General features: G+C 57.3%; 11 protein-coding genes and 1 other RNA gene. 3 read left to right on the top strand and 9 right to left on the bottom strand.

Annotated elements, in window-relative coordinates; all coding sequences use genetic code 11:
* Position 1: 1 nt before the first annotated feature.
* From B2A78_RS10255 to B2A78_RS10235, 5 genes are all read right to left on the bottom strand, one after another.
* Complete coding sequence (locus B2A78_RS10255) at positions 2–1021, bottom strand: nucleotidyl transferase AbiEii/AbiGii toxin family protein (protein ID WP_077729895.1); 1020 nt, start codon at positions 1019–1021, stop codon at positions 2–4.
* Positions 1014–1610 (bottom strand): DUF6088 family protein, encoded by a 597-nt coding sequence (locus B2A78_RS10250; protein ID WP_077729894.1) that lies wholly within the window; start codon positions 1608–1610, stop codon positions 1014–1016. Before B2A78_RS10250 ends, B2A78_RS10255 begins: the two co-directional genes overlap by 8 nt.
* 365 nt (positions 1611–1975) lie before the next feature.
* Positions 1976–2334: a transfer-messenger RNA gene (gene ssrA / locus B2A78_RS10245) on the bottom strand.
* A 290-nt stretch (positions 2335–2624) separates the two neighbouring features.
* Positions 2625–3095 carry a hypothetical protein gene (locus B2A78_RS10240; protein WP_077729893.1) on the bottom strand — a complete coding sequence of 157 codons (471 nt, stop codon included), beginning with the start codon at positions 3093–3095 and terminating at the stop codon, positions 2625–2627.
* A 129-nt stretch (positions 3096–3224) separates the two neighbouring features.
* Complete coding sequence (locus B2A78_RS10235; protein ID WP_077729952.1) at positions 3225–4334, bottom strand: multicopper oxidase domain-containing protein; 1110 nt, start codon at positions 4332–4334, stop codon at positions 3225–3227.
* A gap of 177 nt (positions 4335–4511) precedes the next feature.
* On the opposite strand from B2A78_RS10235, the gene cysD reads away from it, so the two are divergent.
* A complete protein-coding gene (gene cysD / locus B2A78_RS10230; RefSeq protein WP_077729892.1) occupies positions 4512–5420 on the top strand; it encodes a sulfate adenylyltransferase subunit CysD in 909 nt (302 codons plus the stop codon).
* A gap of 77 nt (positions 5421–5497) precedes the next feature.
* On the top strand, positions 5498–7150 hold the full coding sequence (cysN, locus tag B2A78_RS10225; RefSeq protein WP_077729891.1) for a sulfate adenylyltransferase subunit CysN: 1653 nt from the start codon (positions 5498–5500) through the stop codon (positions 7148–7150).
* Here the strand turns inward: cysN and B2A78_RS10220 are convergent.
* On the bottom strand, positions 7118–9514 hold the full coding sequence (locus B2A78_RS10220) for a DNA internalization-related competence protein ComEC/Rec2 (RefSeq protein ID WP_143735138.1): 2397 nt from the start codon (positions 9512–9514) through the stop codon (positions 7118–7120). The two genes, cysN and B2A78_RS10220, sit on opposite strands and share 33 nt — an antisense overlap.
* Before the next feature lie 75 nt (positions 9515–9589).
* Between B2A78_RS10220 and B2A78_RS10215 the strand changes: the two genes are divergently transcribed.
* Positions 9590–10231, top strand: a complete 642-nt coding sequence (locus tag B2A78_RS10215) for a DUF2062 domain-containing protein (RefSeq protein WP_077729890.1) — start codon at positions 9590–9592, stop codon at positions 10229–10231.
* On the opposite strand, the gene lolD is transcribed toward B2A78_RS10215, so the two are convergent.
* From lolD to fur, 3 genes are all read right to left on the bottom strand, one after another.
* The gene (lolD, locus tag B2A78_RS10210; RefSeq protein ID WP_077729889.1) at positions 10228–10950 is read right to left on the bottom strand and encodes a lipoprotein-releasing ABC transporter ATP-binding protein LolD; all 723 of its coding nucleotides are present in this window, start codon (positions 10948–10950) and stop codon (positions 10228–10230) included. The two genes, B2A78_RS10215 and lolD, sit on opposite strands and share 4 nt — an antisense overlap.
* Positions 10943–12190 (bottom strand): lipoprotein-releasing ABC transporter permease subunit, encoded by a 1248-nt coding sequence (locus tag B2A78_RS10205; protein ID WP_077729888.1) that lies wholly within the window; start codon positions 12188–12190, stop codon positions 10943–10945. The genes lolD and B2A78_RS10205 overlap by 8 nt, the downstream gene beginning before the upstream one ends.
* A 64-nt stretch (positions 12191–12254) precedes the next feature.
* Entirely contained in the window at positions 12255–12686 is a 432-nt protein-coding gene (gene fur / locus B2A78_RS10200) for a ferric iron uptake transcriptional regulator (protein WP_077729887.1), read from the bottom strand.
* Positions 12687–12739: the final 53 nt, after the last annotated feature.

The raw sequence follows: 12739 nt of genomic DNA, 5'->3' as shown, positions 1-12739 counted from the left end.
CTCACGCCAGCCGATTAACCTTGTCCTGGATGGCGGCGCAGGTTTCCAGAATCGCATCGAACTCCGGCTGATCCGACAGCAGCAGGCCATCCTCACGCATCGCCGCAAAATCCTGCGCCAACGCCGTGCGCGATGCGCCTTCCGGTACCAGCTTGATCGAGCCGCTCACAGCCTCGACGTAGTCGATCTTGCCGCCGTTGGCATCCTTCTCGGCGAAGAACATCGACTTGTGCTCGGCCACCTGATGCGCCAGTTGCCGATCGGCGGCCGCCTTGTCGAAATGCTCGGTTCGCGCCAGCGCCGCCAGGTCGTACCAATGACGTGAATAGCGTTCGCCGCGCAGGCGTGCCTGACGGCAGTAGACGTGTGCGGCCGTGGCCTTCTCCCAGAACGTACGTTCGGCGGCCATGACCAAGGGCCGTGCCGTCGGAAAGGTCACGCCCTCGATCCACGGCGCGATGTCGCAAGCCACCGGATGGAACTGATGCGGCTCGCCCGTGGCCCGCGCCCCAAACTCCAGTTGGACAGTCGCGGAGACATAGCCCGTGCCGGTCTTCACGGCGGGATAGGCGATGATCAGCTTGTCGCGCTCCTGGCCGGCGAGACTCAAGTCCGCCTGCAAGCCGCTCGCGGCCAAGGCGTCTTCGATGACCGGGCGTACCGTCTGCTCGATCCACTCGGGAAGCCGTGCGCGTACCGCGCGAGTGATCTTCTTCTCTTGGCTCATCGATGCCGGAATCGGATTGCCTTCGCGCAGCAGATCCGGCACCAGGGCGCGGATGTCGTAGGTCAGATCGATGTCTTCCGAAAAGCGGTCGATGACCTTGTAGACCTTGGAAAGCGACGTGCCGCCCTTGAACGTCAGCGTGTCGGCGATGGGGGAGGCGTAGATTGCCGAGAGCGTCCACACCACCCAGATGTCTTTTTCCAGCAGGTGTGCCGGGCGGCCGCTCTGGGCCGCCGCGTATTCCACGGCCTCGACCCGATCAGCCTGGCTGAGCGCGAACCAGGACTCAGCCATGCGCATTCATCTCGCTGACGGCGCGGGCCATCCATCCCGGCAGGGCCGCCCGCGCGGCCTGCAAGGCGGCCCATTCTTCCGTGGGCAGTTGGGCATGCAGGATGTGCAGGGCGGAGGGCGCCTGCTCGGGTCCCAGCCAGGACAGGGCGCGAATGGCCTTGCCGGCCGGGCGCTTGCCGAGCGCGAGCTGCCAGCGGCTGCCGTGCTTGAGCTCGACGGTGCGGTTACCCAGGCGCAGCTTGCGCGTGGGCCCCGACGTCAGAAAGATCTCCCGGGTCGGCACCTGCGTGGTCAGCCCCAGCGCATTGGCTTCCGCCGCGCCGTTGGGCACGACGACTTCACCGTGGGTGGACGCGATGGCTTCGACGACCGCCTCGGTCGAGGGCGGGCGGGAACCGAAGCGGCTGGCCACCGGCAGGGCGTAGGCCCCCCGTCCGACGCGCAGCAACTTCCCCTCGCGTGCCAGCCTGGCCAGTGCCTGATCCACCGCGGCCCTCGACGCCAGATGCAGGAATTCCTTGGGCGAGATCAAGCCTCCCTCCGGGAGGGCCTGGGCGGCGGACAGAATGGCTTCGCTGAGGTGGCTCATGGGGCGGTCTCCGTTTGTCAGAAGTATATATCTGTTTCTGACATCTTTCAAACCGCCTCGGCGTCGGCATGAACGGTGTGGTTTCCTTTGGTCGGGCGATGCTTCGATCCAACCGCTTGATTCGTCCGCGCGTAACTCGTTGATTTTTAGGCGTGGCGATTGCGGCCTTTGCGGACTTCGGGCCAGTTTCCCGGAGCGAGGCCGGAGAGAACAACGGCCGGGAGAGAGAGGAAGGTGGCCCTGGACGGGGCCATGGGCCGGATGCCGAAGTCCGCAGGCTTCCGCAGGAGTCCCCGCGAACACGCGGGAGCCGGCGCGATCAGGCAAGAAAAAACCCCAACCGAGAATGGTTGGGGTTTTGTTATTGGTGGAGGCGGCGGGAATTGAACCCGCGTCCGCGAATCCTCCGCCTTTGGCTCTACATGCTTATCCGACTCTATTGATTTAACCGGTCGCTACCCGAGCGGCAGGGAAGACGGCCGGCGGTTCCGTTAGGTTTTAGCGAATCGGCCCCGGACAGACCTCATCGCGAGCTTACAATTGGGTTACCCCCAAAAACCGACGCCTATAAGCGGGCTTCGGATCAGAGGCCGGCCGGATTAAGCGGCCAGAGCGTAGTTGTCGTCGTTGGCAACTATATTGGTTGCAGATTGATTAACGAGGTTATCTGCACCTCGGCATGCACCTCGGGTTTTGCGATCCTCGTCGAAGCCAAGTCGCCCCCTAGGTCAGGAAGATAGACAGTATAACGGCAAAAAAGTTTCGAGCAACCAGCGTTTGAGTCGTGGCGCGATAATCGTGCGAAACAGCTTTTCTTGGCGGAACGTTGCGATACGCTGAAGGGATCGGGTAATGCAGGCTAGCGACTACCGGCAGGGGACAAATTTCAATCACGCTAAAGCGGCATGGCGCTATGCGCTCATCTCTCGTGAGATGCAGTCTTCCTTAAGGCCGGAAGGGTGTTTCCGGCCTTAAGCACGGACAAGTCCGTGAGTAGAACTGGTTTTCAGTCTTTCAGAGATCGTCCATCCATTCCGCGTCGCGGACGAAGCGGTGTTTCTCTTGTTCTTCCATCTCCGCGAGATTCGCGAACACTTCTTTGGCATGCGGATCGTCGACGATGATTGCCGCTCCTTTATAGAGTTCGATCAGCGCGTTGTCGAAGGCCATGGCGATCTTTATGACGTCATCGACGGACATATTGGGCCTAACGGCGCAATTCTTTAGCAGTTGTTCGACGTTGGAGCCTGGAGAATATTGGAGCCAGAAATTGAGGATGCTCTTGCGCGATCCATCTTCGAACCGCTGCATCGCCTGTTCCCGATTTTTTTCGTGGCGGCTGAGGTAATCCAAAAGCATTTTTACCCGAGCCTGATCGTTTTGTTGGTTCAGCGAATCGTAAAGTTCTGTCAGTTGGCTGTGTAGTTGAATACCGTAGTCGAGCACATCTTTAACTTGCTCGAAGTTATGCATCTGCTGGTCCATATGGCACTCCGAAAGTGTTATTCGGCAGGTTTCATACGGTTCGAAGCATCTCTCTTTTGGCATCGCAAGGCAATAGTGCAATCGTGCGGTCGGTTCGACCTGCGGAATTCCGCAGGCGCGACCTGATTGTCACTTTCGGCGCGTGACCGTATAACTGGCCATCATGCCCGCGTCGATGTGGTCATTGACGTGGCAGTGATACATCCAGACGCCGGGATTGTCGGGTTTCATATCGACGGTGACGTGGGTTCCCGGAAGCAGATTCACGACATCTACGCGGCGCCCGGTCTCGGTGAGCGTATTGCCGTGCCAATGCGGGGTATGGAGATCGACTTCGGTTCCGAGGGACAGTTGATACCAGCGCACGGTTTCGCCTTCTTTCATCGTCATTCCCGGAAGGTTGTGATAGACGTAGCCGTTCATGCTGTGCATCAAGTTGCTTTCGACGAAGCTTTCGTCATCTTTCTCGTCCGTGGCAGCCGGTGCGAAGGTGCTGATGTTCTTGTCCAGAAAGAAACTCTTGTTTTCGTCGAACACGGTGAACAGCACGACGAATTCGCGGTCGATGCCTTTCAGTTTACCGTTGTTCTGCAGAACGCCTCGGCGGGAAATGATGATGGGTCCTACCAGGCCGGTATTCGTGTCGACCACCTCGTTGACATGGGAATGGTAAAGCCACACGATCGAACTCGGGTCCTCGGGGCCCGGACCCGAACGTTCGGGTACTTGCCAGAGGTAGGTGTGGGTTTCGCCCGGTTCGACCGTATCGTCTTTGCGGTCATCTCCGGATGTGCCGTCCGCGTAATGAGTGCCTTCGCTGTCCTTCCGGTAAAGCACGCCGTGCGGATGGAGTGAAATCGGCATGTTTGCCAGTTTATTCCTCAGCACCACTTTGATGGTGTCGCCGACGTTGGCGCGAATTACAGGCCCTAGTATCCCTAAGTGCCGCCACTCGGGCGGACGTTCCTTGATTTGGGTAAAGCTGGCGTCGGCGTACTCGATATAACGCGCTTTGTAATACTGTCGGCCGATCCGATCGGCGTTATTCCCTTCGACGAAGACTTTCTCGTCCTCGTTGAATTCTGCGCCATGCATGGGATTGACGGGATAGGAGGGGGCGTAGTCCCACAAGATTTCTTCGGCGGCGATGTAGTAGGTTCGCGTCGAATTGGCCGTCACGGCTTCGGAGAACAACAGTAGAACCGCCAAGTGTGAAAGGAGGATTCGGATCTGGATCACGGCGATAAACCTGGGACGGGGAATCGATCGAAAAAGCGTGAGAAAATGATAATCAATATCATTATAGGATGCCAGTATTTGTTCCCCGGAAGTGGCCAAAGGCTTTTATGGTAGTATTGAGCGCCATAAACAATGGGATGAATCTCTTTCCGGGTTTCGGGATCAACACTCTTTTCCATGAACGAACATACACTTACCCATCTCAAGCAGCTGGAAGCCGAAAGTATCCACATCATCCGCGAGGTGGCTGCCGAGTTTGAGCGTCCCGTAATGCTCTATTCGATTGGCAAGGATTCCGCAGTCATGCTGCATCTCGCGATGAAGGCGTTTTTTCCCGGCAAACCGCCTTTTCCGCTCATGCATGTCGATACGACCTGGAAATTCCGGGAGATGATCGAGTTTCGCGATCGCCGCGCCCACGATCTGGGGCTGGATCTCATCGTTCACGTCAACCTGGAGGGTGTGGAGCAGGGCATCGGTCCGTTCACCCACGGCAGCAAGAAGCACACGGATGTCATGAAAACCGAGGCTCTCAAGCAAGCCTTGAACAAATACCAGTTCGATGCGGCATTCGGCGGAGCGCGCCGGGACGAGGAGAAGTCGAGGGCGAAAGAACGCGTTTATTCCTTCCGCGACCGAAACCATCGTTGGGACCCGAAAAATCAGCGCCCGGAGCTTTGGAATCTCTACAACGGCAAGATCAACAAGGGCGAGAGCATCCGGGTGTTTCCGCTTTCGAACTGGACCGAGCTGGATGTCTGGCAGTACATCTATCTGGAGAACATTCCGATCGTCCCGTTGTATTTCGCCAAAGAGCGGCCGGTGGTCGAGCGCGACGGGATATGGATCATGGTGGACGACGATCGCATGCCGCTGGCACCCGGCGAAAAGCCGATCATGAAGATGGTCCGCTTCCGTACCCTGGGTTGCTATCCCTTGACCGGCGCCGTCGAATCGACCGCCGCCACCTTGCCCGACATCATCCAGGAGATGCTGCTGACCAAGACGTCGGAGCGCCAAGGGCGTGTCATCGATCACGATCAAGCGGGGTCGATGGAAGAGAAGAAAAAAGAGGGTTATTTCTGATTTTCGCTATGGAAGGTGCCGAGCGTGCATTCAACGTTGGCGTCTGCGTCTGACCCATTCATCCAGTGAATTAGTCTATGTCTCATCAGTCCGAGCTCATCAGTTCCGATATCCACGCCTATCTCGCTCAGCACGAGCGCAAGGAATTATTGCGCTTCTTGACCTGCGGCAATGTCGACGACGGCAAGAGCACCCTGATCGGGCGCCTGCTGCACGATTCGAAAATGATTTACGAGGACCAGCTGGCGGCGATCAAGAAGGACAGCGTCAAATCGGGTACCACCGGCGGCGATATCGACTTGGCGCTGCTGGTCGACGGGCTCCAGGCCGAGCGGGAGCAGGGCATCACCATCGATGTGGCCTACCGGTATTTCTCCACGGCGAAGCGGAAATACATCATCGCCGACACGCCGGGGCACGAGCAGTACACCCGCAACATGGCGACCGGAGCGTCCACCTGCGATTTGGCCATCATTCTGGTCGATGCGCGCCACGGCGTGATGACGCAGACCAAGCGTCACAGCTTTATCGTGTCCCTGCTGGGCATCAGGCACGTGGTCGTAGCCATCAATAAGATGGATCTAGTCGGCTACAGCTCCGATGTATTCGAGCGTATACGCAGCGACTATCTGGCGTTCATCGAAAAACTGGATATTCACGATGTCCGCTTTATCCCGCTGTCGGCTTTGAAGGGGGACAACGTCGTCAGCCGTAGCGAGGAAATGCCCTGGTATCAGGGGCAGGCGCTGATGGAGCTTTTGGACACCATCGAGATCGCCAAGGACCAGAATTTTACGAATCCGCGCTTTCCGGTGCAGTACGTCAATCGACCGAATTTGGATTTCCGCGGTTACAGTGGCACCGTGGCCGCGGGGGTTTTTCGCAAAGGCGATCCGATTACGGTGCTGCCGTCCAAGAAGACCAGCCGCATCAAGTCCATCGTGACTTACGACGGAGAACTGGAAGAAGCATTTCCGCCTCAAGCCGTTACGATCACGCTTACGGATGAAATCGACGTGAGCCGCGGCGACATGCTGGTCCGTTCCGATGACTTGCCGATGCTCGGCACCCGTTTCAAGGCCCATATCGTGTGGATGACCGAGGCGCCTTTGGTTCCGGGCCGCCAGTATTATCTGAAGCAGATGACCAAGGTGGTCAACGGCTCGGTTTCTCAGATCCATCACCGCGTCGATATCAATACCTTGGAGCAGCTTCCGGCGGACCAGCTCAAGCTGAACGAAATCGGCTTGTGCGAGGTCTCCCTGAGCGGGCCGATCGCGTTCGATCCTTACAAGGTTTGCAAGGGCACCGGATCGTTCATCGTCATCGATCGCCTGACCAACGTTACCGTCGGCGCCGGCATGATCCTAAGTCAGGCGGACGGCGAATCCGGTTTACGGCGGGTGACGGTTGAAGAGCGGAGCGCGCGTTTCGGACAAAAGGCGGTGACGCTATGGATTACCGGCGAACGCCGGCACGATGTGGCGTATGAACTCGAACGGAAGCTCTTCGATGTCGGGCATGCCAGCACCGTTTTGGATAACGAGGCGCTGGGCGTACAGGTTCAAGCCATTGCAGAGCAGATCAACCATGCCGGACTGATCTGCATCTGTCCTTGCGAAGCAAGCCCGAGTGGCGACGGTTTGAGCGCGCTCCATGTTTCGGCCGATGAAATGGAAGCGGACGAAGTGCTTGCGTTATTGAAGGAAACTCAGGTCCTCGAGTTCTGATCGTCTGACTTGATTTTCCGTTTCCGCCCATTCCGCCATCGCCGCGGAATGGGCATTCCAGTATCGGCCGTTTTCCCTGCGGTAGCTTTCCAGTTTTAGATCATCCTTCCGGTTGCCTACGAGCACGGTAAGTGCGCCTGTCTCGGCGGTATTCAGTACCGGTATGTTCATGTTTCCGTAGCGTTGCAGCACCGCCCGATGAGGAAACCCGTATCGGTTCAGATAGCCTGCGGGAATGAGAGCGTAACGAGGCTTCACGGCAGCCAAAAAGGCGGAGCTTGAAGAGGTTTTACTGCCATGATGGGGGACGACCAGAATGTCGCTGGCTAAAAGATGCCCGTAACGGTCAACCAATAGGCGTTCACCGGTTTTTTCGATGTCGCCGGTCAATAGTGCGCTGCCGCCGGGCCCGCTGATTTTCAATACGCAGGAATTGTCGTTCTCGCGCTCGCTTTTTTCGATGGGCGCGAGCATCTCGAATTTGACGCCGTCCCATTCCCAAGACTGTTCGGCTTTGCAGGTTTCAGTCGAAAATTCCGATAACTTTTCCGGCACGCTGGTATAAGTCCGCCCGACCACAAATCGTCTGAGCAGCGACGGCGCGCCGCCGATGTGGTCGTTGTCGCCGTGACTTACGATCAAGGCGTCGATGCGCTCGATCCCGCGATGGCGGAGATAAGGCTCGATGACGGCGGAGCCGATATCGAACCGGCTCCCGAACCGGGCTCCGGTGTCGAAGATCATGAGGTGTTCGCTAGTCTCGACGGCAACGCCGAGTCCCTGGCCCACATCGAGCAGGGTAAGCAGGAAGCCCGCTTGAGGCGGCCTATCGGGCTGCGCGGTCACGGCCGGAACGGCCAGAACGAGACCGAGCCAGCGCGCCGGAATGCCCTTGGGGGATAGCAGCAGCACGAAGCCGCTCAATGCCAGCGGAATGGTCCAGAACGGCGGTCCGGCATGGGTCCACTGAGCCACCGGCTGTTCGGCAATCCATTGGAGAAAAGGCCACGTCCATTCAAGCAGGCGTGATGCCAGGATCAGCAGCGCTTCGCCCGCCACCGGCAGTATCGGTAACAGCAGTGCGCCGGTCAGGCAAACCGGAATCAGCAGCAAGCCGATCACGGGGACGGCAAACAAGTTGGCAATTGGAGAAATGATCGAAACCTGCTGAAAGAATAACAACAGCAGGGGTGCAAGGCCTAGCGAGGTGGCCCAGTTCACCCGCATCATGGCCCGCCAACCGCCGATTTCGCCTCTTCTGTATGAAACAGCGAAAAGGATTAGAGCGACAGCTGTGAAGGAAAGCCAGAATCCCGCCGAAAGAACCGCCAACGGATCGTAAAGCACCACGGCCAGCAAGGCCGTCGCGAGGACATGAAAACTATTGAGATGCCGCTGGCCGATGACGGCGCCCATGACGATGCCGATCATAATCATGGCGCGTTGAGTGGGAATCGCGAAGTTCGCCAGCGCCGAGTAGAAGAGGGCGGCCGCAAAAGCACAAACGGCCGCAACAGTCGGCGGCGACCAGCGCATGATGCCCAACCTCGACCACATTCGGCGTATGACGAAAAAGACAAATCCTGCGACTAAACCGATATGCGAGCCGGAAATCGCAACCAGGTGAGTCGTGCCCGTGCGCCGAAGCACGTCCCATTGAATGGGCGTAATGTCATCGTCGACTCCCATGACCAGAGCCTTGATGATTCCGGCTGCGGGTTCGTCGTTCAGTGTTGCCGAAAGGCTATCGTAAAGGGCCTGCCTCCAAATTTCGAATGAATACCGGTTGTCTCCCGCATCGAGCCGCCGATTGTCCGGAGACTTCGCGACGTAACCGACCGCGCGGATTCCCTGGGCAAACAGCCATTGTTCGTAGTCGAGACTTCCCGGGTTCAGCATTCCATGCGGCGGCTTGAGCTTTACTCTGAGCTGCCAGCGTTCGCCCGCTTTTGGCGAAACTCCGCGGTCATACCAGCTCAGGCGAACGCGTGACGGCAAACTTAGGTCGTCGGGCTGTAGAGTTTGTTCAATATCGAAGTCGAAACGGAAACCGTGGTCCACGGGCTGGGGAATGGTACGAACGACGCCTTCGACGACGGCCGTTTGTCTCTCAGTTGCAGTCGGAAGACCTTGGTCGAGTCGAATTGCGGCAAAGGCAAGCGCCCAGAGGATGCCGAACGCAAATGCTGCCGGAAAACGCAGCTTATAATAAACGGCTAGACCGAAAGCGGAGCTCAAGAGGACGAAAGCCCAGGCACCGGGCAAAGACGGAAGTTGCTGGACAGCGCTGACCCCGCCGACAAAGCCGATGGCTAGCGGAAGAACCAGCGGGCTGCGGGTTTGTGGATGGAGAATTTCATTCAACTTTGAATTTCAAATCCGTACAATAGCGCGCCTTTTACCTAAAAAAATAGTTCACAATCATCCCAGTTAAGGGCTATGCCTAAAAAGTTTTTTAAGCGCTACTTGCCGGACCCGAAAAAAGTAAAGGAAATTAAATCGCTGGAGTTTTTGGGGGATAAGCTTCACTCGCCGAATTTATGGCATCTGAACCGTCGGTCGGTATCACGGGCTTTTGCCATAGGGCTATGGGCCATGTATACCCCGCCATTGCCCTGGCAACAAATCATCGCCGCGGTTTTGGCGATCTATTTCAATGCCAATTTACCTATCGCCGTGGCCTTGGTCTGGATTACCAATCCGCTGACCTGGGTGCCGATGTATTACTTCGCCTACAAGGTAGGCGCGCTTGTTATGGGACAAGCAGCTTTCGACTTCGATCAGTTCTCGGAACTGTTCACCATAGAAAAAGCATTGGAGTTAGGGGCACCCTTGCTGATTGGTTGCGCCATTCTGATGCACCTCGGGGCCGTCCTAGGCTATTTCGGCATACTTTTCATGTGGCGGCGATCCGTGCGACATCAGGTGGAATTGAGAAAGTTCCGCAATGCGGAATTGAGTACGGCCATTATGGTCCGGGAAAGCTACGCGTCGTACAAGAAGTTCCTGGAACACCGGCACAAGCATCAGAACGATCGATTGATCGGAGCAGCGAAGCCTGTCGCGAAGAAAGCAGGCTAATCGTAATGCTGCTTTAGGCGGACGGGTTCGGATAGGTTTTCCGGCTTGACGATCCGTCCGTCTTCCAAATGCAATATCGTGTCCATCCGCTGAGCCAAAGACGGATCGTGAGTGACGACTAGGAAACTCACCCCGTTTTCTTGGTTCAGCTCCAGCATGAGTTGATACACCTGTTCCGCGGTTTTTCGATCCAGATTTCCGGTCGGTTCGTCAGCCAAAACGCACTTTGGTTTCGTGACCAGCGCGCGGGCGACGGCTGCGCGCTGGCGTTCGCCGCCCGATAATTCTCCGGGTTTATGCTCCAGGCGTTTGCCGAGTCCGACCCGCTCCAACATCGAAGCCGCGCGCTTTCTTGCTTCATGTATCGGCAGCTTCGCGATCAAAAGCGGCATGGCGACGTTTTCCAGTACCGTGAATTCACCCAGCAGGTGGTGGAATTGATAGACGAATCCAAGCACCCGGTTACGCAGTTGGGCGAGCTTGCGTTCGTTCAGTGTTCCCAGGTCCACGCCGTCCAGTTGGACTTGCCCTCGGGTTGGCGCGTCTAGACCCCCGAGTAAGTGCAAAAGCGTGCTTTTGCCCGAGCCGGACGCTCCCATAATGGCGACCTGCTGTCCCGGTTCGACGGAAAGCGTTATGCCCTGCAACACATCGACGCTCAGATTGCCTTGGGCATAACGCTTGTGCAGATCGCGGCACTGCAGCACCGGCTTATTCATAACGGAGTTCCTCGGCGGGCTTGATGCGAGATGCCTGCCAGGCCGGATAGATCGTCGCCAGGATGGAAAGCAGGAAGGCCATGCCGGTAATCCGGTACACGTCGGACCAGATCAGTTTCGACGGCAGCTCGCTGATGTAGTAAACGTCGGCCGACAGGAAATGAACGCCGAACAACCGCTCGATCGCCGGTACGATGGTTTCCACATTCCACGCCAATAAGACTCCGCCGACACCGCCCAGCAAGGTGCCGAACGTACCGATGACCGTACCGAGCACGATAAATATTCCCATGACTTCGAGTGGAGTCATGCCCTGGGTTCGGAGGATCGCGATATCCGAACGCTTGTCGGTGACCACCATAACTAGTGTGGAGACGATGTTGAAAGCGGCGACCGCGACGATGAGCAGGAGAATGATGAACATTACCCGCTTTTCGGTTTGTATGGCTTTGAAGAAGTTGCTGTGCGACTGCGTCCAGTCGGCAATCTGATAACGCCCATCGAGTTTGGGGCCAAGGTCCCGCGCCACTCGCTGCGCGTAAAATACGTCGTCCAGCTTGAGTCTAAGCCCCGATATGGCGTCATCGAGGCGAAACAGCTTGGCGGCGTCTTCCAGCTGAATCAGCGCCAGATTCCGGTCGTACTCATACATCCCGACCTGGAAAACTCCGACCACCGTAAAGCGCTTGAGGCGCGGCAGAATGCCGGCGGGTGTTGCCGTAAGTTGCGGGGTGATGACGGTCACCTTGTCGCCGGTGAGGACACCCAGATAATCAGCCAGCTCAGAACCGAGAATAATGCCGAATTCGCCGGGTTTGAGCGCTTCGAGGTGGCCTTCCACGATGCGGTTGGCGACCTCGGACACGCGCGGTTCGTAGTCGGTCATGATGCCGCGCAGCATCACGCCGCTAACTCGGCGGTCCGAGTTGAGCATGGCTTGACCTTCGATATAAGGTGCCCAGCCTAGAATACGGGAGTCTTGTTCGAGCGGGGGTTCAAGCGAGCGCCAGTTCCGCAGTTGGCCATCCAAGCCGGAGATGGAGGCATGCGAAGTCATGCCCAGTATGCGTTCGCGAAGTTCCGCTTCGAATCCGTTCATCACTGACAGTACTGTAATCAAGGCGGTGACGCCCAAGGCGATGCCCAGAACCGAAGTGAAGGTAATGAACGAAATGAAGCGCGTGCGCCGCTTAGCCCGCGTATAGCGCAGACCGATGAAAAAGATCAGTGGCTTAAACATGCGCCGATATCGACCGGGCTCCGCAAAAAGTGAGCTTCATGGGGAAAAAGAAGGTTGTCGGGAATCAGAGAGGCGATTGGCCCTTTTGGCAATCCATGCAGATGCCGTAGAGACAGAGCGAATGATCCGTCAGCTTAAAATGCTTCTCGTTTGCTATTTCGTTTTGGCGGCGCTCGATGAACTCGTCGCTGAATTCTTCGACTCGGCCGCACTTGACGCATACGATGTGATCGTGATGCTCGCCGCGGTTTAGCTCGAAGATCGAGTTTCCGCCTTCGAAATGATGGCGTTTGACCAAGCCCGCCGCCTCGAATTGGGTCAGGACTCGGTAAACTGTGGCCAAGCCAATTTCTTCACCCTCGCTGAGCAGCGACTTGTAGACTTCTTCCGCTGTCAGGTGTCGATCCGATCCGCTACGGTTCTCCAGCATCTCTAGAATCTTGACGCGCGGGAGAGTCACTTTAAGCCCGGCGTTTCGTATGTCTTGACTTTCCAAAGCGGCAACCTACGCAGTGTTTTAACTCTGTCGATCGAGTATGATTGGACGTT

The sequence above is a fragment of the Methylocaldum sp. 14B genome (assembly GCF_002005105.1).
In the GTDB taxonomy this organism is placed as follows: domain Bacteria; phylum Pseudomonadota; class Gammaproteobacteria; order Methylococcales; family Methylococcaceae; genus Methylocaldum.
The sequence above is the reverse complement of the archived record's forward strand: the minus strand, read 5'-3'. Positions and strand labels throughout refer to the sequence as shown.

Excerpts from the sequence above, each read along its gene's own strand:
- cysD (WP_077729892.1), top strand. The coding sequence starts at position 4,512 with ATGAACGAACATACACTTACCCATCTCAAGCAGCTGGAAGCCGAAAGT.
- B2A78_RS10255 (WP_077729895.1), bottom strand. The coding sequence starts at position 1,021 with ATGGCTGAGTCCTGGTTCGCGCTCAGCCAGGCTGATCGGGTCGAGGCC.
- B2A78_RS10205 (WP_077729888.1), bottom strand. The coding sequence starts at position 12,190 with ATGTTTAAGCCACTGATCTTTTTCATCGGTCTGCGCTATACGCGGGCT.
- cysN (WP_077729891.1), top strand. The coding sequence starts at position 5,498 with ATGTCTCATCAGTCCGAGCTCATCAGTTCCGATATCCACGCCTATCTC.
- B2A78_RS10240 (WP_077729893.1), bottom strand. The coding sequence starts at position 3,095 with ATGGACCAGCAGATGCATAACTTCGAGCAAGTTAAAGATGTGCTCGAC.
- lolD (WP_077729889.1), bottom strand. The coding sequence starts at position 10,950 with ATGAATAAGCCGGTGCTGCAGTGCCGCGATCTGCACAAGCGTTATGCC.
- B2A78_RS10215 (WP_077729890.1), top strand. The coding sequence starts at position 9,590 with ATGCCTAAAAAGTTTTTTAAGCGCTACTTGCCGGACCCGAAAAAAGTA.
- B2A78_RS10250 (WP_077729894.1), bottom strand. The coding sequence starts at position 1,610 with ATGAGCCACCTCAGCGAAGCCATTCTGTCCGCCGCCCAGGCCCTCCCG.